The organism is Pseudomonas sp. DTU12.3 (assembly GCF_004124275.1).
GTDB classification, from domain to species: domain Bacteria; phylum Pseudomonadota; class Gammaproteobacteria; order Pseudomonadales; family Pseudomonadaceae; genus Aquipseudomonas; species Aquipseudomonas helmanticensis.
On sequence record NZ_CP027218.1, the window covers coordinates 1,542,128 to 1,561,813 of the forward strand.

Annotated in this window: 17 protein-coding genes; 7 read left to right on the forward strand and 10 right to left on the reverse strand. The window is 59.9% G+C overall.

All coding sequences use genetic code 11. The features are described from left to right. The first annotated feature begins 5 nt into the window (after positions 1-5). Together C2E19_RS06895 and C2E19_RS06900 are read left to right on the forward strand one after the other, a co-directional pair. Positions 6-842, forward strand: a complete 837-nt coding sequence (locus C2E19_RS06895) for an oxaloacetate decarboxylase (RefSeq protein WP_129389717.1) — start codon at positions 6-8, stop codon at positions 840-842. A gap of 2 nt (positions 843-844) precedes the next feature. After that, positions 845-1,537 (forward strand): extensin family protein, encoded by a 693-nt coding sequence (locus C2E19_RS06900; protein WP_129389720.1) that lies wholly within the window; start codon positions 845-847, stop codon positions 1,535-1,537. Between the two features lie 3 nt (positions 1,538-1,540). Here C2E19_RS06900 and C2E19_RS06905 read toward each other — a convergent pair whose 3' ends face one another. Further along, positions 1,541-2,161, reverse strand: coding sequence for an energy transducer TonB (locus C2E19_RS06905; RefSeq protein ID WP_129389723.1), 621 nt, complete (start codon positions 2,159-2,161; stop codon positions 1,541-1,543). A gap of 92 nt (positions 2,162-2,253) precedes the next feature. Here C2E19_RS06905 and C2E19_RS06910 point away from each other — a divergent pair, with 92 nt between their 5' ends. Then, positions 2,254-3,036: a class I SAM-dependent methyltransferase gene (locus C2E19_RS06910; protein ID WP_129389726.1), complete on the forward strand. Its 783-nt coding sequence runs from the start codon at positions 2,254-2,256 to the stop codon at positions 3,034-3,036. Positions 3,037-3,142: 106 nt separating this feature from the next. Here the strand turns inward: C2E19_RS06910 and C2E19_RS06915 are convergent, their stop codons facing one another. After that, on the reverse strand, positions 3,143-3,778 hold the full coding sequence (locus C2E19_RS06915; protein WP_129389729.1) for a TetR/AcrR family transcriptional regulator: 636 nt from the start codon (positions 3,776-3,778) through the stop codon (positions 3,143-3,145). Between the two features lie 94 nt (positions 3,779-3,872). Here C2E19_RS06915 and C2E19_RS06920 point away from each other — a divergent pair, with 94 nt between their 5' ends. After that, entirely contained in the window at positions 3,873-4,973 is a 1,101-nt protein-coding gene (locus C2E19_RS06920; RefSeq protein WP_129389732.1) for an efflux RND transporter periplasmic adaptor subunit, read from the forward strand. Positions 4,974-4,979: 6 nt separating this feature from the next. After that, positions 4,980-8,048 carry an efflux RND transporter permease subunit gene (locus C2E19_RS06925; protein ID WP_129389735.1) on the forward strand — a complete coding sequence of 1,023 codons (3,069 nt, stop codon included), beginning with the start codon at positions 4,980-4,982 and terminating at the stop codon, positions 8,046-8,048. Between the two features lie 231 nt (positions 8,049-8,279). On the opposite strand, the gene C2E19_RS06935 is transcribed toward C2E19_RS06925, so the two are convergent. The 4 genes from C2E19_RS06935 to plsB all read right to left on the reverse strand — a co-directional run bounded on the left by C2E19_RS06935 (position 8,280) and on the right by plsB (position 12,729). Next, positions 8,280-8,969: a DUF4197 domain-containing protein gene (locus C2E19_RS06935; protein WP_129389738.1), complete on the reverse strand. Its 690-nt coding sequence runs from the start codon at positions 8,967-8,969 to the stop codon at positions 8,280-8,282. A 27-nt stretch (positions 8,970-8,996) separates the two neighbouring features. Continuing rightward, entirely contained in the window at positions 8,997-9,395 is a 399-nt protein-coding gene (locus C2E19_RS06940) for a YbaY family lipoprotein (RefSeq protein WP_129389741.1), read from the reverse strand. Positions 9,396-9,446: 51 nt separating this feature from the next. After that, positions 9,447-10,133 (reverse strand): hypothetical protein, encoded by a 687-nt coding sequence (locus C2E19_RS06945; RefSeq protein ID WP_129389744.1) that lies wholly within the window; start codon positions 10,131-10,133, stop codon positions 9,447-9,449. Between the two features lie 97 nt (positions 10,134-10,230). Then, positions 10,231-12,729: a glycerol-3-phosphate 1-O-acyltransferase PlsB gene (gene plsB / locus C2E19_RS06950; protein WP_129389747.1), complete on the reverse strand. Its 2,499-nt coding sequence runs from the start codon at positions 12,727-12,729 to the stop codon at positions 10,231-10,233. Positions 12,730-12,967: 238 nt separating this feature from the next. Here plsB and C2E19_RS06955 point away from each other — a divergent pair, with 238 nt between their 5' ends. Beyond that, the gene (locus tag C2E19_RS06955; RefSeq protein WP_007908870.1) at positions 12,968-13,177 is read left to right on the forward strand and encodes a cold-shock protein; all 210 of its coding nucleotides are present in this window, start codon (positions 12,968-12,970) and stop codon (positions 13,175-13,177) included. A 132-nt stretch (positions 13,178-13,309) separates the two neighbouring features. Here the strand turns inward: C2E19_RS06955 and C2E19_RS06960 are convergent, their stop codons facing one another. The 4 genes from C2E19_RS06960 to C2E19_RS06975 all read right to left on the reverse strand — a co-directional run bounded on the left by C2E19_RS06960 (position 13,310) and on the right by C2E19_RS06975 (position 18,515). Continuing rightward, positions 13,310-13,687, reverse strand: coding sequence for a hypothetical protein (locus C2E19_RS06960; RefSeq protein ID WP_129389750.1), 378 nt, complete (start codon positions 13,685-13,687; stop codon positions 13,310-13,312). Between the two features lie 75 nt (positions 13,688-13,762). Then, on the reverse strand, positions 13,763-14,572 hold the full coding sequence (locus C2E19_RS06965; RefSeq protein WP_129389753.1) for a putative RNA methyltransferase: 810 nt from the start codon (positions 14,570-14,572) through the stop codon (positions 13,763-13,765). Next, positions 14,572-15,723 (reverse strand): succinyl-diaminopimelate desuccinylase, encoded by a 1,152-nt coding sequence (gene dapE, locus C2E19_RS06970; RefSeq protein ID WP_129389756.1) that lies wholly within the window; start codon positions 15,721-15,723, stop codon positions 14,572-14,574. The genes C2E19_RS06965 and dapE overlap by 1 nt, the downstream gene beginning before the upstream one ends. A 203-nt stretch (positions 15,724-15,926) precedes the next feature. Further along, positions 15,927-18,515: a glycosyltransferase gene (locus C2E19_RS06975; RefSeq protein ID WP_129389759.1), complete on the reverse strand. Its 2,589-nt coding sequence runs from the start codon at positions 18,513-18,515 to the stop codon at positions 15,927-15,929. A gap of 220 nt (positions 18,516-18,735) precedes the next feature. Between C2E19_RS06975 and tcdA the strand changes: the two genes are divergently transcribed. Further along, entirely contained in the window at positions 18,736-19,548 is an 813-nt protein-coding gene (gene tcdA / locus C2E19_RS06980) for a tRNA cyclic N6-threonylcarbamoyladenosine(37) synthase TcdA (RefSeq protein ID WP_372238464.1), read from the forward strand. Positions 19,549-19,686: the final 138 nt, after the last annotated feature.

A 19,686-nucleotide genomic window follows, 5' to 3' on the forward strand; every position in this document is an offset into this window, starting at 1 on the left:
TGCCGATGGACGCCGCTGCCCTTCAAGAACAAGTCCTTAGAGCCCACGCCTTCAAAGCCCTGCATGACCGTCCGGGGATTTTCGTCATTCCCAATCCGTGGGATGCGGGTTCGGCGAAGATGCTCGCCAGTCTCGGCTATCAGGCCTTGGCAACGACCAGCGCCGGTTATGCGTTTTCCCAAGGCAAGGCCGATGGCGCGTTGAGTCTCGAAGAGACCTTGGCCAATGTCCGCGCGATTGTCTCCGCAACGGATTTGCCAGTAGCAGTGGATCTGGAAAACGGTTTCGCCGACGACCCGACCGAATCCGCGAAAAGCTTGCTGCGCGCAGCCGAGGCGGGCGCCGTCGGTGGCTCGATTGAAGACGCCACGGGTCGCCCGGACGCGCCGATCTATTGTTTCGAACACGCCGTGGCGCGTATCGAAGCCGCCGTCGCCGCCGTGCGCACGTTGCCGTTTCCCTTCATTCTTACCGCGCGTGCGGAGAACTATCTGCACGGCAATCCTGATATCAACGACACCATTCGCCGCTTGAAGGCTTTCGCCGACGCGGGCGCCGACGTGCTGTACGCGCCGGGTTTGCGCAGCGCCGAAGAAGTGCTGGCGGTGGTGCGTGCGGTGGCGCCGAAACCGGTCAATGTGTTGATGTCCGGCGGTTTGAAGCTGACCGTGCAGCAACTTGAAGAAATGGGCGTGCGCCGTGTCAGCACTGGTTCGGCGCTGGCGTTGGCGGCGTTCGGTGAGTTCTTTCGCGCGGCCGAAGAAATCCAGCAGTCCGGTACGTTCGGCTTCACCTCGCAGTCGATGCCGTACGCCAAGGCCAATCAGTTCTTCAAGGGCTGAGCATGGGACGCTGGATTGCGTTGCTGCTGGTGCTGATCGTTGGCGGCGCGTTGCTCAGTGTCTGGCGCGGTTGGCTTGAGGTCCCGCCGCAGTGGAATCCATGGGCGCCACTGGACGTGAAGGCCGCGCCCAATTGGCTGACCGGCTACAAGCTCATGCGTTTGCGCAGTGACCCGCAACTCTGCGCCCAGGCGTTGAGCAGCTCTGAATTGCGCGTCACGCGGCAATCCGACAGTCCCGACGCCAAGTGCCCGCTGATCGGCGCACTGCGCGTACAGGGCGGCGAGGTGGCGCTGAGCAGCAGTTTCCTCGCCAGTTGCCCGTTGGCGGTGGCCTACGCGCTGTTCGAGCGCCACACCCTGCAACCCGCCGCGCAAGCCGTTTACGGCGAGAAGGTCGTGCGCCTCGATCATCTCGGCAGCTTTGCCTGCCGCAATATCTACAACCGCGAAAATGGCGCGCTAAGCCGCCACGCCAGCGCCGATGCGCTGGATATCGCTGGTTTCCGTCTGGCTGACGGGCGCACCGTCAGCGTGCTCAAGGATTGGCCGAAGCAAAGTCAGGACGCAGCGTTTCTGCGCCAGGTGCGTGACGGCGCCTGCGAGGCGTTCAGTGTGGTGTTGAGTCCGGACTACAACGCCGCCCATCGCAATCATTTTCATGTCGATGTCGGGCGTTGGAGTGTCTGTCGCTGAGGTTTAAGCGGCGAGGCGCAGGTTCTGCAGAACGATCGGGCGTGCCCAGCCGTTATCGAAGTCCAGCGCCTTCTGTTGCTCGACGATTTCTTCCGGCGGGAACGGCGGGAAAGGTTTCTGCATCAAGTCCAGGTCGAACTCGGCAATCGGCAGGTACAACGGCTTCTTCTGCGGCGCCGGGCCAGGTTCTGGTGTCGGTTGACCATTGTTGATCACGACCGGACGTACCCAGCTGCTGTCGAAATCCTGTTGGGTTTGCTGAGCCTTGAGTTCTTCTGGCGGGAACGGTGGGAACGGCTTGTCGAGCAGCTCTGTTTCGAACTCGGCGATCGGCAGGAACAGCGGCTCTGGCGGACGCACTTCGGTGTCGACCACATCGCATTCGCGCTGGCTGACAATGTGCGCGTGCAGTTCGCTGCCGACGGTCGGCTCTTCAGGGCTGTTCAGGTCAACCGGTGGAAACGTGCCGCAGGCCGGCACCACATCACTCGACTGTTCAGCCAGCGCCTGGGCAAAGAAATCTTGCCACAGATGGCTGACGCCGCTCAGTGCTTGAGTATTTTGACGGCTGAAGTCGCCATGGGGCGAGATGTAGCCAATCGATGTGGGAAGAATGCCTGACATTTTTTTCGGTTGACGCTCAGCTCTGGCAAAATGTGCGTTGAATGAGTTATCGGCGGTTTTTGCCGCTCCTTGAATTTTTGAGCGTGTTTTCCATGATTGAGCAACCCGCGGCCTGCCGCATCCATGTCGAAGCCCTCGGCGCGACGTTTGAAGCGCAAGCTGCGCAGTGGGCCGAGCGTCTCGGTCTGCCGCGTGAGGTGGCAGACGGCGAGTTTGCCTTGCAGGTCGGCGAGCAGGGTTTGCAGCTGCAACAACTCGGCCCGGAAGCGCCGGGGCCGGTGCGCGTCGACTTCGTTGAAGGTGGCGCGGCACATCGACGTTTATACGGCGGTGGCAGCGGGCAGATGATCGCGAAGGCTGTCGGCGTCGCGCAAGGCGTGCGTCCACGGGTGCTGGATGCGACGGCGGGGCTGGGCAAGGATGCGTTTGTGCTGGCCAGTCTCGGTTGCGAGATGAGCCTGATCGAGCGTCAGCCGCTGATCGGCGCGCTGCTTGAGGACGGTCTGGCACGTGGCGCGGAAGATTTCGAGGTGGCGCCGATTGTGGCGCGGATGAAGTTGCTCAAGGGCAACTCCATCGAGGTCATGCAGAACTGGGAAGGCGAGGCGCCGCAGGTGATCTATCTCGATCCGATGTTTCCCCATCGTGAGAAGACTGCGCTGGTGAAAAAAGAGATGCGCCTGTTCCGCCCATTGGTCGGCGATGATCCGGATGCGCCGGCGCTGTTGCAGGCTGCGTTGGCCTTGGCGACGCACCGGGTGGTGGTCAAGCGCCCGCGCAAAGCACCGTGCATTGAAGGGCCGAAGCCGAGTCATGCGCTGGATGGCAAATCCAGCCGGTATGACATTTATCCGAAAAAAGCACTAAAACTCTAAGACCGAGTCGCTGCTATTCGCGAGCAGGCTCGCTCCCACATTGGAATGTATTTCAACTGTGGGAGCGAGCCTGCTCGCGAAGGCGTCCGCTCAGGCACCGAAGAAATCAGGGTTTGTAAGCCCGCATAAACAACCCCACCACTTCCTGAATATGGCTCTCCGAAGCCTCTTCGCTCAACGGCTCGCCACAGCCATACAGCAACCGAAAATTCCCCGCGCCTTTGATCAGGCAAAAGAAATGCTCGGCGGCATTGCGCGGCAGGTCGATGCTCAGCACGCCGCTGTTATGGATTTGCGTCAGCAACCGCTCCATGCCTTGCACCATGCGCTGCGGTCCCGCCTCGAAGAAGATCAGCGACAGCTTCGGATCCTGAACCCCCAGCGCCATGATCAAGCGGTGCAGATTCACCGATTCATCGCTGTTGATCAGGTGATGAAAGCCTCGGGCAATGTTCAGCAACACATTTTCCACGGCAATGCCTCCGGGCAACTCGAAGAACAATGGCGGTAATTGCTCCTCGCATTTGGCCACTACGGCGGCGGAGAACAGCGTCTCCTTGTCGTTGAAATGGCTGTAGACCGTCAGCTTCGACACGCCGGCCTCGCTGGCGACCGCGTCCATGCTGGTGTTGGCATAGCCATGACTCAGAAACAGAATTTTCGCCGCGTCGAGGATCGCCTGGCGCTTGGCCAGGTCCTTGGGGCGGCCCGGGCCGTTTGGAGCTGAAAGATTGTTCGACATTCTTCGCTTTTATTACTGGACTGGTGAGTTTGCTATTAATAACATACCCGCCAGTATAATTATTCCAAGCACCATTAGCGAAAGGTCCGTCACCATGTTCCGCCATGCGTTGTCCTTTGCGTTGCCAGCGAGTCTGGCGTTGTTATTGTCCGCATGCGGTCAGGAAGAGGCGACGCAAGTCACCGTACGACCGGCCATGGTGGTGCAGCCAGAGCCTTCGGCGCAGGCGATGGAAAGTTATCCGGGCGAGGTGCGCGCCCGTTACGAACCCGATCTGGCGTTCCGTATCGGCGGCAAAGTCAGCCGACGACTGGTCGACGAAGGTCAGCGCGTGAAGGCTGATCAGCCACTCGCCGAACTCGATCCGCAGGACGTGCGTCTGCAACTCGAAGCCACTCGCGCACAAGTGGCCGCCGCGGAAGCCAATCTGACCATGGTGCGCGCCGAGCGTGATCGCTACAAAACCCTGATGGATCGGCAGATGGTCAGCCGCTCGGCGTATGACAACGCCGAAAACCTTTACCGTTCCGGTGAAGCCCGCCTCAAACAAATCAAAGCCGAATTCAACGTATCGACCAATCAGGCCAGTTACGCGGTGCTGCGTGCGCCACAGGATGGCGTGGTGGCCAAGCGTTCGGTGGAAGTCGGCCAGGTGGTCGCCGCCGGGCAAACCGTGTTTACCCTCGCCACCGATGGCGAGCGCGAAGTGTCGATCAGCCTGCCGGAGCAGAGCTTTGGCCGCTTCAAGGTGGGTCAGCCGGTGACCGTCGAATTGTGGACGCAACAGAACCAGCGCTTCGCCGGGCAGATCCGCGAACTGTCGCCGGCTGCCGATCCACGCTCGCGCACATTCGCCGCACGGATTTCCTTTACCAGCGGCAAAGTCCCGGCGGAACTGGGGCAGAGCGCCCGTGTGTTCGTGCAATCGGCCGATGCGCTGTCGCTGTCCGTGCCGCTCTCGGCGCTGACCGCTGAAAACGGCGCGACCTATGTCTGGGTCGTCAACGGCAATAACACCCTGAAGAAAACCCCGGTGCGCGTCGGCCCGTTCGGCGAGAAAACCGTGCCGGTGCTCGAAGGTCTGAACGCCAGCGACTGGGTAGTCGCCGCCGGCGTGCATGTGCTTCTGGAGGGGCAGCAGGTGCGTCCGGTGGATCGCTCCAACCGTGTGGTCAATCTGGCGGACAAGGAGTAAGTCCCGATGCGCTTCAACCTTTCCGAATGGGCGCTGCGCAATCGCCAGATTGTGCTGTTCCTGATGCTTTTGCTGGCCATCGTCGGTGCGTTGTCCTACACCAAACTCGGCCAGAGCGAAGACCCGCCGTTCACCTTCAAGGCCATGGTCATTCAGACCCGTTGGCCGGGTGCGACCGCGCAGGAAGTCTCGCGCCAGGTCACTGAACGCATCGAAAAGAAACTGATGGAAACCGGTGAGTATGAGCGCATCGTGTCGTTCTCGCGCCCCGGCGAATCGCAGGTCACGTTCATTGCCCGCGACTCGATGCATTCCAAGGAAATCCCCGACCTCTGGTATCAGGTGCGCAAGAAGGTCAGCGACATTCGCCAGACCTTGCCGCCGGACATCCAGGGGCCGTTTTTCAACGATGAATTCGGCACCACGTTCGGCAATATCTATGCGCTGACCGGCGACGGTTTCGATTACGCCGTGCTCAAGGATTACGCTGATCGCATCCAGATCCAGCTGCAACGGGTCAAGGACGTCGGCAAGGTCGACTTGCTCGGTTTGCAGGACGAGAAGATCTGGGTCGAGCTGTCCAACGTCAAACTGGCGACCCTTGGCTTGCCGCTGGCGGCGGTACAACAAGCGCTGCAAGAGCAGAACGCGGTGTCGACCGCCGGGTTCTTTGAAACCGGCAGCGAGCGCTTGCAGTTGCGGGTTTCGGGGAATTTCAAGACAGTCGATGAGATAAAGAACTTCCCGATCCGCGTTGGTGACCGGACGTTCCGCATTTGCGATGTGGCTGACGTGCGCCGTGGTTTCAACGATCCTCCGGCGCCGCGCATGCGTTTCATGGGCGAGGACGCGCTCGGTCTGGCCGTGGCGATGAAGGACGGTGGCGACATTCTCGTCCTCGGCAAAGCGCTGGAAGGCGAGTTCTCGCGCATCCAGAAAAACCTCCCGGCCGGCATGCAATTGCGCAAGGTTTCCGATCAGCCGGCGGCGGTGAAAACCGGGGTGGGCGAGTTTGTTCAGGTACTGGTCGAAGCGCTGGCGATTGTCTTGCTGGTGAGTTTTTTCTCCCTCGGCGTGCGCACCGGCATGGTCGTCGCGCTGACCATTCCGCTGGTGCTGGCGATGACCTTCGCCTGCATGTATTACCTCGGCATCGGCCTGCACAAGATCTCCCTCGGTGCGCTGGTGCTGGCGCTCGGATTGCTGGTGGACGACGCGATCATCGCCGTGGAAATGATGGCGATCAAAATGGAGCAAGGCTTCGATCGCATTCGTGCGGCGAGTTACGCCTGGACCAGCACCGCGTTCCCGATGCTGACCGGTACGTTGATCACTGCCGCCGGTTTCCTGCCGATTGCCACGGCGCAATCCGGCACAGGCGAATACACCCGTTCGATCTTTCAGGTGGTGACCATCGCGCTGCTCGCCTCCTGGGTCGCGGCAGTGATGTTCGTGCCGTATCTGGGGGAAAAACTGTTGCCGGATCTGGCGAAAATTCATGCCGCCAAACACGGCACCGGCGATGGCCAGCCTGATCCATATGGCACGCCGTTTTATCAGCGCGTTCGTCGTTTGGTGGAATGGTGTGTGGCGCACCGCAAGACTGTGATCGTGTTAACGGTGGGGCTGTTTATCGCTTCGGTGATGTTGTTCCGTTTCGTCCCGCAGCAATTCTTTCCGGCCTCCAACCGACTGGAGTTGATGGTCGATCTGAAACTGGCTGAAGGCGCGTCCCTGGCCAACACCACAGGCGAGGTCAAACGTCTCGAAGCGATGCTTAAGGATCATGCGGGCATCGACAATTACGTGGCCTATGTCGGCACCGGTTCGCCGCGTTTCTACCTGCCGCTCGATCAACAATTGCCGGCGGCGAGCTTCGCCCAGTTTGTGGTGTTGGCGAAGAACATCGAGGAGCGTGAAGCGCTGCGCAGCTGGTTGATCGAGACACTCAACGAGCAATTCCCGGCGCTGCGTTCGCGGGTCACGCGCCTGGAAAACGGCCCGCCGGTTGGCTATCCGGTTCAGTTCCGCGTCACCGGCGAACACATCGAAGAAGTCCGTGCATTGGCGCGCAAGGTCGCGGCCAAGGTTCGCGAGAATCCGCACGTGGTCAATGTGCATCTGGATTGGGAGGAACCGAGCAAGGTCGTGTACCTGAACATCGATCAGGATCGCGCCCGGGCGCTGGGCGTAAGCACGGCCAATCTGGCGAAATTCCTGCAGAGTTCGTTGACCGGGTCGAGTGTCAGTCAGTATCGCGAAGACAACGAGTTGATCGAGATTCTGTTGCGCGGCACGGTGCATGAGCGCACTGAGTTGTCGTTGTTGCCGAGTCTGGCGGTACCGACCGATAACGGCCGCAGCGTGGCGTTGTCGCAGATTGCCACGCTGGAATACGGCTTTGAGGAAGGGATTATCTGGCATCGCAATCGGCTGCCGAACGTTACCGTACGAGCGGACATCTATGGCAAGGAGCAGCCGGCGACCCTGGTCAAGCAGATCATGCCGACGCTGGATTCGATTCGCGCCGAGTTGCCGGATGGTTATCTGCTGGATGTCGGCGGCACCGTGGAAGATTCCGAGCGCGGGCAGAAGTCGGTGAATGCCGGGGTGCCGATGTTCATCGTCGTGGTGCTGACGTTGCTGATGGTGCAGTTGCGCAGTTTTTCGCGCACGGCGATGGTGTTTTTGACCGCGCCGTTGGGCTTGATCGGAGTGACATTGTTCCTGATGGTGTTCCGCCAGCCGTTCGGGTTTGTGGCGATGTTGGGGACGATTGCGTTGTCGGGGATGATCATGCGCAATTCGGTGATTCTGGTGGATCAGATCGAGCAGGATATCGCTTCCGGCCTTAAGCCCTGGCAGGCGATCATCGAGGCGACCGTGCGGCGGTTCCGGCCGATTGTGTTGACGGCGCTGGCGGCGGTGTTGGCGATGATTCCGTTGTCGCGCAGTGTGTTTTTCGGGCCGATGGCGGTGGCGATCATGGGCGGGTTGATTGTCGCTACGGCGTTGACTCTTTTGTTTTTGCCGGCGTTGTATGCGGCTTGGTTCAGGGTTCGGCGCGAGGCTTGATCTTTGGTTTGACGTGGCGGCCTTCGGGCCGACCATGTTTTGGGTGTTCCTTGTGAATATCCGTTTCTGCGGGGATCAAAAGCAGGCGAGCTGACACTCGGCCTGATTGGGGGGCGGGTTTGCCGTGATTCCATGTAGGAGCTGCCGAAGGCTGCGATCTTTTGATCTTGTCTTTGATATAAATACTCAAGATCAAAAGATCGCAGCCTTCGGCAGCTCCTACACGGTGGGTTACAGCGTCCCGAACACCTTCTTCGCCAGGCTGGTCGCCGCAGCGGCAGGGTTTTGACGGATGGTTTCTTCCTGTTTGCCGATCATTTCGAACAAGCCATTGAGCGCTTGTTCGGTGACGTAGTTTTCGACATTGGCGCTCTTCGCATCAACAACACCGAAGGCTGCAGCCTGGCCGGCGAACGAGTTGTACTTCTGCGCTACGCCAACCTTGTCGGTGGCCTGTTTGACGATCGGCAAGAACTTGGCGCGGATCTGTTCGCGGCTGGATTTGTCGAGGTATTGCGTGGCCGAATCCTTGCCGCCGCTGAGGATGCCCTTGGCGTCTTCCACGCTCATTTTCTTCACGGCATCGACGAGGATGGGCTGGGCCTGAGTCACGGCGCTTTCCGCCGCTTTGTTCATCGCAGTTTCGAGTTCTTCGACCTGAGCGCCCATGCCAAACGCTTTCATCTTGCTGGCAGCTTTGCCGAGTTTGCCCGGCAGTTCGATCTTCACATCGGGGTTGTTGCTGAAGCCACCCGGGGTGCCCAGTTGTTTGACGGCAATTTGCGCACCTTGGGTCAGGGTGTCCTTGAGGCCGCCGGTAGCGTCTTTTTGTGACAGATCGCTAAGCGACAGGGCCATGGCGTTGGCGCAGATCATCAGGCCCGCGCACAGGCCGGCGAAGCGAAGGGTAGGGCGGAGCATGGCGGCTTCCTTGTTGCAGAATATGAATTAACGAATGGCGTCGACGCGGATTTTCAGCGGCTGCGGGTCGTTGCCGTCGAGTTGCACGGCGTGGTTTTCGGTGGTGATGAACATCAGCTCACCATTCACTTCAATGCGTGCGCTGACCGAATAACGGTGACCGGGTTTGACTTGCGCAGGATCGTAGCTCAAGTGAAAAGGCAGTGGTACCTGACCTTGGACCGGGCCTTTCTGCTCGTCGAGTACGACGGCGGGCGCATCGGCCAGAGAAATGTCTTGCAGGCTCACGCTGAGGGTCGCGCTCGGTGGCAGGGCGATGCGCTGCAGGTAGAACACTTCGCCATCGAGGCCGACCTTGCCGGCCGGTGTGGTCGATTGGCAGGCGCTCAACAAAGTGGCAGCGGCGAGAAGGGTGAGTTTTTTCATCGGGACCTCTGTGACTTTTGCACCGGAAGAATCCCGGCACCGAAGGGGAATCTAGCGGATTTTGTCCTTAACGTCAGTGAACAAACGTAATGGTTTTTTCAGCCATTGCGCAATCCACTGCGATAGCCACGAGCCCAGGTTGGGCGAAACCGGCGCAAGTTCGACATGCGACGGCGTGACCAGAATGGATTGACGGTAGCGATTTTCAACACCGCTTAACGCATAACGCTTACCGGGCATGACGCTGTCCGGATCGTATTGCAGATAAAACGAAGCGGCGGTTCGTTCATCGTGTGTGATGCGGGCAAGTTGTGCCTCGGGATGATCTGCATCGTGCAGGCTGATCGTTACAGCTTCGTGTTCAGCAATCGTGCGCGGCTCCTGAACTTGCACATGCAAAAAACCGATCGGACTCAGATGCAGCGTCTGTCGGTGCGGGGCTGTGTTGACGATAACAAAGTAATCCAGCGCCAACAGAAGTGGCTGTTGGTCATGAAACATTTGAACGTTGATCTGATATTTCACGCCGACATCGTGGTAGTGATGCGGGAAAGAGAACTTCCAGTCGACATCGAAAACTGACGAGTGTCGCCAGTCTTTGATGGTAATCGGCGAAGTTAAAGTAATGGCTTTGACGCTGACCACCGTTTCATTCTCACCGCCCTCAGGAGCGCGGAAGTCTGGGGGCAGACGGAAGTCGACGGTGACAATGGGAGTTTGTTCTTGCAACAGGCTCATCTCGATATCTTTATCGCGATTAATAAAGTGAGCCTATTTATTCACGAATCAACTAACGAGAGAACCCGGCGGGCTCTCCGTTAGTTATCGGCAAGTTTCAGCCTTCGGCAATGACCGCCGTTTCAGCCGCATCTTCACTGCGATGCAATGCCACTTGGCGGATCGACAATCGAATGTCCGCTGGCAGTACGCGCTTCGCCGCACCTTCCGCCAGTTCACCGAGCAGTTCGTGATAGCTGAGCTTGCCGGCCTCGTCGCGACGCAGCACGTCGAGGTCGAGCAGGGTCTGGATAAAGTGACGGAACAGGCTCTTGTCGAAGAACTCCGGGGCATTGAGGCCATGGAGGATCGACAGGCGCTGGGCCATCACGGTGCAGAGGTCTTCAAGCTCTTCGGCGCTGATGCTGTTCTGGCCGCTGTTGAGTAGCAAGGACACGGTCATGTAGAAGCGCTGCAAGGTCTGCGCGATGCTCTTCGACAGCAGCGTCAGCAAGACAAAATGTCGCGAACTCGGTGCCGGGCGCAGGTAAACATCCTTCTCGAAGCGCAGCAAGCCTTGCTCGACAAACGCTTCCAGCCACTGATCGACCACGCCATCCAGTTCTTCCAGAGACCAGCGAATGAACAGCTCCGATTGCAGGTACGGATACAGCGCACGGGTGTAGCGCAGGATCTGTTCGCGGCTCATGCGCGAAGCGCTCTGGAAGAAACTCGCGAGCAGCGCCGGCAGGGCGAAAATGTGCAAAACGTTGTTGCGGTAGTAAGTCATCAGGACGGCGTTCTGCTCATCCAGATAAAGAATCTTGCCCAGCGCATCGTTCTGCTCGGCGAGCAAGTCCATGTCCTTCACATGTTCGATCAACGCGCGACCATCACCTTCCGGCAGCGTGGTGTGTGGCGAATACGGAACCTTGCGCAGCAGCGCCAGATACAAATCCAGCACGCGGGCCATGGCGCGATCGTCCAGCGCCAGGCGCGTGGTCGACAGCAGCGCCAGCGCTACCAGGTTGACCGGGTTGATCGCCGCTGCTTCGTTCAAATGCTGCGCGACTTTCTCGCCGAGCCGGTTGGTGGTTTCGTTGAGCCATGCCGGTTTGTACTGCGGGCCGAGTTCCTGCTGGCGCCAGTCCGGTTGCTCGGCGTCGAGGAATTCCGCCAGTTTGATCGGCTCACCGAAGTTCACCGCGACCTGACCAAAGCGTTGCTTGAGTGCGCCGATGACTTTGAAGATGTCGAAGATCGATTCTTTCTTCTTGCTCGCCCCGCGAAGTTCGCCGAGGTAGGTACGACCTTCCAGCACGCGCTCGTAACCGATGTACACCGGCACAAACACGATCGGCATCCGCGACGAACGCAGGAAACTGCGCAAGGTGATCGCGAGCATGCCAGTTTTCGGTTGCAGCATGCGCCCGGTGCGCGAACGGCCGCCCTCGACGAAATATTCGACCGGGAAGCCTTTGGTGAACAGGGTGTGCAGATACTCGTTGAACACCGAGGTGTACAGCGGGTTGCCCTTGAATGTGCGGCGCATGAAGAACGCGCCGCCACGCCGCAGCAGGCTGCCGATCACCGGCATGTTGAGGTTGATCCCGGCGGCGATGTGCGGCGGGGTCAGGCCGTTGCGGAACAGCAAATACGAGAGCAGCAGGTAATCGATGTGGCTGCGGTGGCACGGCACGTAGATCACTTCGTGACCCTGGGCGACCTTCTGCACGCCTTCGATGTGATTGACCTTGATGCCGTCGTAGATCTTGTTCCAGAACCAGCTAAGTACCACTTCAAGGAAGCGGATCGCGGTGTAGGTGTAGTCCGAGGCGATTTCGTTGCCGTATCGCAGGGCCTGCGCCTTGGCTTTTTCCGGCGAGATGTTTTCGCGCTCGGCTTCGTCGAGGATCGCTTGCTTGACCAGCGGCTGGTTGAGCAGGCCTTTGACCAGATTGCGGCGGTGGGAAATGTCCGGGCCGATCACCGCTGCTTTGAGATTGCGGAAGTGTACGCGCAGGATCCGCTGGGCCATGCGCACGGTGCGTTCGTGGCCCTTGTTGTGCTCGATCAGCTCACGCAGGTGAATCGGCGCGGAGAACTGCACGCGGGTTTTACGGCCGAGAACGATGATGCTCAGCAATCGACGCAGGCGCCCGGTGACTGCCCAGCTGTCGGCGAAGAGCAGCTTCCACGGACTGTTTTCGCTGTCCGGCGACTGGCCCCAGAACACGCTGACCGGGATGATTTGCGCGTCTTCGGCAGCGTTCTGGGTGAGGGCGCTGACCAATCGGGTCAGGGTCGGCGGTGCACCGCGTTTGTCCTGGCGACCGAGCCAGTCCGGATCCGGCGTCAGATAGAAAAACGCCGCCGGTTCGACCAGCGAACCGACCGACACCGGCAGCACCGGACGCGGCAGGCCGGCCTTGGTGCACTCGGTGTCGAGCACGGCCAGATCGGTCAGCGAAGGATTTTGCAGGACGTAGAACACCGGACGACTGCGGTCGAGGTTGAGGGTGAACGACGACTGGTTGATCGTCTCCGAGCGAACCCAGAGATACAACAGTCGGCGCAAGGTGCCAAACACAAGACGGCGGAACGGGGAACGGGTCATACGGCTTCTGCGTGAGTGAATAAAACCGAGCAGATGCTCGGGCGGTCGATAGTGTGCCGGATTCGCTGAAAATCGGCAAAAAAGCGGCGAAGTATTCTCCTGTTGAGAGTTTTCGCGCCTGTCATATACTCGGCGGTCTGTCGCCGGGGTCCTTTTATGGACGTCGGACGCAGGTTGATGTTCCGCAAAGGCTTTCCTGCGAAAAGCCTGTTCAATAATAAAAAAGGAGTATGAACAGATGGCAACCCGTGAAACCGGCAACGTGAAGTGGTTCAACGACGCCAAGGGCTACGGCTTTATCCAGCGCGAAGACGGGGTGGACGTGTTCGTGCACTACCGCGCGATTCGCGGCGAAGGGCACCGATCGCTGACTGAAGGCCAGCAGGTTGAATACGCGGTGATTACTGGCGAGAAGGGCTTGCAGGCTGAGGATGTGGTAGGCCTGTAACACAGACCTCCAAAACGCCGAAAAACCAATGTGGGAGCGGGCTTGCTCGCGAATGCGGTGTATCAGTCAACGTTCATATCGACTGATACACCGCATTCGCGAGCAAGCCCGCTCCCACATTTGGAACTGCTTTTAAGCTGTTTTCCAGGTGATTTCTTCTTCACCGTCGGCGCTGATGCGCATCCAGCGATCCGCCGTTTCCTCACCTTCTTCCTCGACCCACGTCCCCGGCGCGCAACGTACTTCGACGTTCAGCGCAGCAAACGCTGCGCGGGCGCAGGCGATGTCGTCGTCCCATGGGGTCTGGTCGCTTTCCAGGTACAGGCTGTTCCATTTGCCCACGGCTTTCGGCAGCCAGGTCACCGGCACGCTGCCGGCCCTGCACTTCCAGGTCTGGCCTTTCTGCACCCAGTCGCTGCATGGGCCCAATGCCTCGCCCAGCCAGGCCGAAATGGCCTTGTGGTCGACGTCGGCGTCTTTCAGGTAAATCTCGATATCCGGTTGGCGCATGGATGTCCTCACTGCGGGTCTGAAAAATCCATTCGCGGATTTAGCCGGCCCCGGGCACTTGCCCGAGACCAAAAGTTATTGAAGAACGAAATAATCGTAGCGCATCGACACGGTGGTCTCGAACGGCTCGGCCTGTTCGATGACTGCCGCGCGACGCTCGGCACTGGCGCGCCAGCCGTGGGGTGTCATCGCCAACAGGTTGGCGCGATCCTCGGGCTTGTCCAGCGTCAGTTTGAATTCCAGGGTTTCACTGTGTGCCAGCGCCATGCCTTCTGGCACCAGAGCCAGATGCTTGTCGTCGGTGTACTCGCGCACTTCGTCGTACAGGCGTTCGCGCAGTTCCATCAGGTGGCCGCTGGTCGGGCCGACTTTCATCAGACCACCGCCAACGCTGAGCAGACGCTTGGCTTCTGCCCAATCCAGCGGACTGAAAACGCTGGCGAGAAACTGGCAACTGCCCGACGCCAACGGCACACGGGCCATGCTGGCGATCAACCAGCTGATCGCCGGATTGCGTTTGCAGGCGCGTTTGACCGCCTCGCGGGAGATGTCCAGCGCGTAGCCATCGGCGTTCGGCAAGGCCTCGGCGATTTGCGCGGTGTAATAACCCTCACCACAGCCGATGTCGACCCAGCGATCCGGCGCATAACTCGCCGCCAGCTCGGCCAGACGCTTGGCCACCGGCGCGTAATGGCCGGCGTTCAAAAAGTCGCGGCGCGCCTCAACCATGGCCTGATTGTCGCCAGGGTCGCGGCTGTTCTTGTGCTGCACCGGCAGCAGGTTCAGGTAACCCTGCCGCGCACGGTCGAAGCGATGCCCGGCGGGGCAGACCACGCCATTGTCCACCGCGTTCAGCGGCTCACTGCAAATGGGGCAAGCAAGCATCAGGCGAGCAACTTGATCAGAGTCTGGTAGTAGATCTCGGTCAGCACGTCGAGATCCGCCGCCAGCACGCGTTCGTTGACCTGATGGATGGTCGCGTTGACCGGGCCCAGTTCAACCACTTGCGTGCCCATGGTCGCGATAAAACGACCATCGGACGTCCCGCCGCTGGTGGACGCCTTGGTTTCGCGACCGGTGATGGCCTTGATGCTCGCCGACACCGCGTCGAGCAGCGCGCCCGGTTCGGTGAGGAACGGCAGGCCGGACAGCGCCCAGTCGATGTGCCAGTCCAGATCGTGTTTGTCGAGGATGTCGGCGACGCGTTTCTGCAGGCCTTCGACAGTCGATTCGGTGGAGAAACGGAAGTTGAACACCGCCACCAGATCGCCCGGAATCACGTTGGTCGCGCCGGTGCCGGAATTGAGGTTGGAGATCTGGAAACTGGTTGGCGGGAAGAAATCGTTGCCGTTATCCCAATGCTCGGCGGCCAGTTCGGCCAGCGCTGGAGCGGCAAGGTGGATCGGGTTCTTCGCCAGATGCGGGTAAGCGACGTGGCCCTGAATGCCTTTGACGGTGAGCTTGGCGCCAAGCGAGCCGCGACGGCCGTTCTTCACCACGTCGCCGACCAGCGTGGTGCTCGACGGTTCGCCGACGATGCACCAGTCCAGACGTTCATTACGCGCGGCCAGACGCTCGACCACAGCCTTGGTACCGTGGTGCGCCGGGCCTTCTTCGTCGCTGGTGATCAGGAACGCAACTTTGCCCTTGTGGTTCGGGTAGTCGGCGACGAAACGCTCGGCGGCGACGGTCATCGACGCGAGGCTGCCTTTCATGTCTGCCGCGCCACGGCCGCAGAGCATGCCGTGTTCATCGATCAACGCGTTGAACGGGTCGATCTGCCAAGCGGTGACCGGGCCGGTTGGCACCACGTCGGTGTGACCGGCGAAGCACAGTACCGGGCCGTCGTTGTTGCCGTGGGTCGCCCAGAAGTTATCCACATCTTCGATGCGCATCGGCTCGAGGCTGAAACCGGCATCGCCCAGGCGCTGCATCATCTGCTTCTGGCAATCGGCGTCGACCGGCGTCACGGACGGACGGCGAATCAGGTCGATGGCGAGTTGGAGGGTCGGCGAAAGGTCGGCGTGGGCCGTCATGTAATAACTCCGGGTGCGCACGGTAAACCTGTAGGAGCTGCCGCAGGCTGCGATCTTTTGATTTTGTTTTTTAAAATCTACAGCAAGATCAAAAGATCGCAGCCTTCGGCAGCTCCTACCGAGTTTGTTGGCATTGAAAAAGGCGCTCATTCTAAAGCAAAACGGCGGCCCGAAGGCCGCCGTTTGACGTTATCCGTTACCGATCATGCTGCTGCCGGCTCAGGCGCCGCCGCAGGTTTGGGCAGCGACGAGAGGAAGGCCATGATCAGCGCCGCCAGATACGGCAGCGACTGCACCAGCAACATCACTACCCAGAAGCGCATGTCGTTGCTCGGTATGCCGTTGACCAGGTAGATCCCCAGCGCCGCGCCCCACAACAGCAGCATGATGAACAGCTCTTCCCGTGCTTCGGAAATCGCCACCCAGAAGCCATGGTTGTCGGCGTTTTTCGGCGTACGGAAGAACGGAATGCTGGTGGTGAAGAAGCCGTACAGCACCGCTTTGGCGATGGTGTGCGACAACGCCAATCCGGCCAGTGCCGCGCAGAATGCATCTTTCAGGTTCACGCCGACGGCGCGACGGTAGAGGAAGATGATCTTGCCGACCTTGAACACAAACAGCGCCAATGGCGGGATTGCGAAGATCAGCAACGGCGGGTCGACCCGCTGCGGCACGATGATCATCGCCGCCGACCACAACAGTGCGCCGACGGTGAAGAAGATGTTCATGCCGTCCGCGACCCACGGCAACCAGCCCGCGAGGAAGTGGTAGCGCTGACCGCGCGTCAGCTCGGTGTCCTTGCCGCGCAGCAGGCTGCCGGTGTGACGCTTGATGATCTGGATCGCACCGTAGGCCCAGCGGAAACGCTGCTTCTTGAAGTCGATGAAGGTGTCCGGCATCAGGCCCTTGCCATAACTGTCGTGGTAGTACGCCGCCGACAGGCCTTTCTCGAACACGCGCAGACCGAGTTCGGCGTCTTCACAGATGCACCAGTCAGCCCAGCCCAACTCTTCCAGCACCGAGCGCCGGGTCATGGTCATGGTGCCGTGCTGAATGATCGCGTCACGGTCGTTGCGGGTGACCATGCCGATATGGAAGAAGCCTTTGTATTCGGCGTAGCAGAGCTTCTTGAAGGTGCTTTCGTTCTGGTCGCGATAATCCTGCGGCGACTGCACCACAGCGATTTTCGGGTCGGCGAAGTGCGGCACCATGTGCTTCAGCCAGTTCGGATGCACACAGTAATCGGAGTCGATCACCGCAATCACTTCGGCGTCCTTGGCGGTGTGCGGAATCAAGTAGTTCAGCGCGCCGCCCTTGAAACCGGCCAGCGGCGAGACGTGGAAGAACTTGAAGCGCGGGCCGAGGGTTGCGCAGTAGTCGCGCACCGGTTCCCACACGGCTGGGTCCTTGGTGTTGTTGTCGATGATCAGGACTTCATAGTCCGGATAATCCAGCGCGGCGAGGGCGTCGAGGGTCTGTTTGACCATCTCCGGCGGCTCGTTGTAGCACGGCACGTGGATCGAGACTTTCGGGCGATAGCTTGAGTCGCCCTCGACCGGCAGGAACTCACGCCGGCGTTTGTGAATCCACACCGCCTCGGCCAATTCATGCGCTTCGGTCAGCAACACGATAAACACCCCGAGCGCGCCGAGCGCCAACAGGAATCCGACCGTCAAACTGAACCAGGTGCTGTATTGCAGGCTGTAGTCGTAACCGATCCACACCAGCACCGAACCGCAAAGGAAGGCGATAAAGGTCAGGAAGATCCGCCCACGTTGACGCAGGGCCGAACCGTCGATCATCAACAGGGTCAGCGACAGCAATGCCAACACCACCGAACCGATCGCCAGCACGCGCCATTGCGGGATCGCGACAACCGGGCCTTCGAAGTTGAATTTCTGCTGGCGCGCGGCGTTGAACACGCCCCAATAAGCGCCCACCGAACCTTCATCGCTGGCCTTCCACGGCTGGTCAAACGCTTCGATCACGAAGTAGTTGAAGCCTTGGCGGTTGAGCTTGTTGACCAGGTTGCGCAGATAGATCGCCTGATCCGCCGGCGACGCATCGGCGCCACCGCGCATGCGACCGTTGCTCGGCCAGCCGACCTCGGAGAGCAGCAGCGGTTTTTTCGGAAAGAGTTTTTTCAGATCGCGGGCGCGGTCGAAAACGAACTGCCCGGCCTTGTCTACGGGAATGAATTCCCAGTACGGCAGAACGTGCGCGGCGATCAGGTCAACGTGCTTGGCCAGCTCCGGGTGTTCTTCCCAGACGTGCCATTGCTCGGAGGTTGTCACCGGTACTTTCACCGCTGCGCGCACACGATCGAGCAGCACGCTCAGCTCTTGGGCGGTGATTTCCTTGCGGAAAATCGCTTCGTTACCGACCACCACGCGAACCACGCTGCGTGATGTGTTGGCCAGTTCGATAGCGCGCTGGATTTCCCGTTCGTTGCGTTCCTGATCGGGGCTGATCCAGATCCCGAGGGTCACGCGCAGGCCGAATTCTTCAGCCAGTTTCGGGATGTCTTGCAGCGAACCGTCGACCGAGTAGATGCGGATGTTGTCCGTCAGCTTGCTCATGATCTCCAGATCGCGGCGCATCTCGTCGTCAGTCGGGTACTGATCCTTTTGAGGATATTGTCCCTGCTGGAACGGCGAATAGGAGAAACCGGAGATTTGCTCCGGCCAGTTCGGCGCGGAGACCGGGCGGTTGATCAGCGCCCAGAAACCGGTGAACAGGGCGGCGATTGCCAGAACCACCACCAGGTTGAGTCCAAATTTACGCGATGACATAGCTATTTCGGGTTCCAAAGGCTGTGGAACGGAGGATCGGTCGGCTATACGCCCGAGGGGCGCGCATCCTACACCGGCAGTTCGCAAGTCGTACATCAGACAGGGAAATGCCCGACATTGGGCAGCCGACTTTGACTTAAGTTCTTACACTTGTAGCTGGAAGCTTAAAACTTGTCGCTGTGTAGCCCTATAATGCGCGCCGGTTTTTGGGGTAATGGTCATGAGTACAGAAGATCCGCGGTTTGCAGGCATCGCCCGTTTGTATGGCATCGAAGGCCTGGCGCGTTTACGTGCGGCGCATGTGGCGATCGTCGGCGTCGGTGGCGTCGGTTCCTGGGCGGCGGAAGCCATTGCCCGCTGTGGCGTCGGCGAGATTTCGCTGTTTGACCTGGACGATGTCTGCGTCAGCAACGCCAACCGCCAATTGCACGCGCTGGACAGTACCGTCGGCAAACCCAAGGTCGAGGTAATGGCCGAGCGTCTGCGCGGGATCAATCCGGATTGTACGGTGCACGCAGTGGCGGACTTCGTCACCCGCGAGACCATGGCCGAATACATTACGCCGAACATCGACTGCGTGATCGACTGCATCGATGCGGTCAACGCCAAGGCTGCGTTGATCGCCTGGTGCAAACGCCGCAAGATCCAGATCATCACCACGGGTGGCGCGGGCGGGCAGATTGATCCGACGTTGATTCAGGTCTGCGACCTCAATCGCACGTTCAACGACCCGCTGGCCTCGAAAGTGCGCTCGACATTGCGCCGTGATTACGGTTTTTCGCGCACCGTGACTCGTCATTACAGCGTGCCGTGTGTGTTTTCCACGGAGCAACTGCGCTACCCGAAACCGGATGGCAGCATCTGTCTGCAGAAGAGTTTTGTTGGCGACGGCGTGAAGCTCGACTGCGCGGGTGGGTTTGGCGCGGTGATGATGGTCACGGCGACGTTCGGCATGGTCGCGGCGACCAAGGCTGTGGACAAGATTGTGGCCGGCGTTCGGCGCCCGGCGGATCGCATTAAACCTCAGGTTTGATGCTGTGGCAGAGGGCCTCTTCGCGAGCAGGCTCACTCCCACATTGGAATGCATTCCCCTGTAGGAGCTGTCGAGTGAAACGAGGCTGCGATCTTTTGATCCTGTTTTCAAGATCAAAAGATCGCAGCCTGCGGCAGC

What these genes read in the sequence shown, in the direction of transcription:
- C2E19_RS06895 (WP_129389717.1), top strand. Translation starts at nt 6, where the DNA reads ATGGACGCCGCTGCCCTTCAAGAACAAGTCCTTAGAGCCCACGCCTTC.
- C2E19_RS06900 (WP_129389720.1), top strand. Translation starts at nt 845, where the DNA reads ATGGGACGCTGGATTGCGTTGCTGCTGGTGCTGATCGTTGGCGGCGCG.
- C2E19_RS06905 (WP_129389723.1), bottom strand. Translation starts at nt 2,161, where the DNA reads ATGTCAGGCATTCTTCCCACATCGATTGGCTACATCTCGCCCCATGGC.
- C2E19_RS06910 (WP_129389726.1), top strand. Translation starts at nt 2,254, where the DNA reads ATGATTGAGCAACCCGCGGCCTGCCGCATCCATGTCGAAGCCCTCGGC.
- C2E19_RS06915 (WP_129389729.1), bottom strand. Translation starts at nt 3,778, where the DNA reads ATGTCGAACAATCTTTCAGCTCCAAACGGCCCGGGCCGCCCCAAGGAC.
- C2E19_RS06920 (WP_129389732.1), top strand. Translation starts at nt 3,873, where the DNA reads ATGTTCCGCCATGCGTTGTCCTTTGCGTTGCCAGCGAGTCTGGCGTTG.
- C2E19_RS06925 (WP_129389735.1), top strand. Translation starts at nt 4,980, where the DNA reads ATGCGCTTCAACCTTTCCGAATGGGCGCTGCGCAATCGCCAGATTGTG.
- C2E19_RS06935 (WP_129389738.1), bottom strand. Translation starts at nt 8,969, where the DNA reads ATGCTCCGCCCTACCCTTCGCTTCGCCGGCCTGTGCGCGGGCCTGATG.
- C2E19_RS06940 (WP_129389741.1), bottom strand. Translation starts at nt 9,395, where the DNA reads ATGAAAAAACTCACCCTTCTCGCCGCTGCCACTTTGTTGAGCGCCTGC.
- C2E19_RS06945 (WP_129389744.1), bottom strand. Translation starts at nt 10,133, where the DNA reads ATGAGCCTGTTGCAAGAACAAACTCCCATTGTCACCGTCGACTTCCGT.
- plsB (WP_129389747.1), bottom strand. Translation starts at nt 12,729, where the DNA reads ATGACCCGTTCCCCGTTCCGCCGTCTTGTGTTTGGCACCTTGCGCCGA.
- C2E19_RS06955 (WP_007908870.1), top strand. Translation starts at nt 12,968, where the DNA reads ATGGCAACCCGTGAAACCGGCAACGTGAAGTGGTTCAACGACGCCAAG.
- C2E19_RS06960 (WP_129389750.1), bottom strand. Translation starts at nt 13,687, where the DNA reads ATGCGCCAACCGGATATCGAGATTTACCTGAAAGACGCCGACGTCGAC.
- C2E19_RS06965 (WP_129389753.1), bottom strand. Translation starts at nt 14,572, where the DNA reads ATGCTTGCTTGCCCCATTTGCAGTGAGCCGCTGAACGCGGTGGACAAT.
- dapE (WP_129389756.1), bottom strand. Translation starts at nt 15,723, where the DNA reads ATGACGGCCCACGCCGACCTTTCGCCGACCCTCCAACTCGCCATCGAC.
- C2E19_RS06975 (WP_129389759.1), bottom strand. Translation starts at nt 18,515, where the DNA reads ATGTCATCGCGTAAATTTGGACTCAACCTGGTGGTGGTTCTGGCAATC.
- tcdA (WP_372238464.1), top strand. Translation starts at nt 18,736, where the DNA reads ATGAGTACAGAAGATCCGCGGTTTGCAGGCATCGCCCGTTTGTATGGC.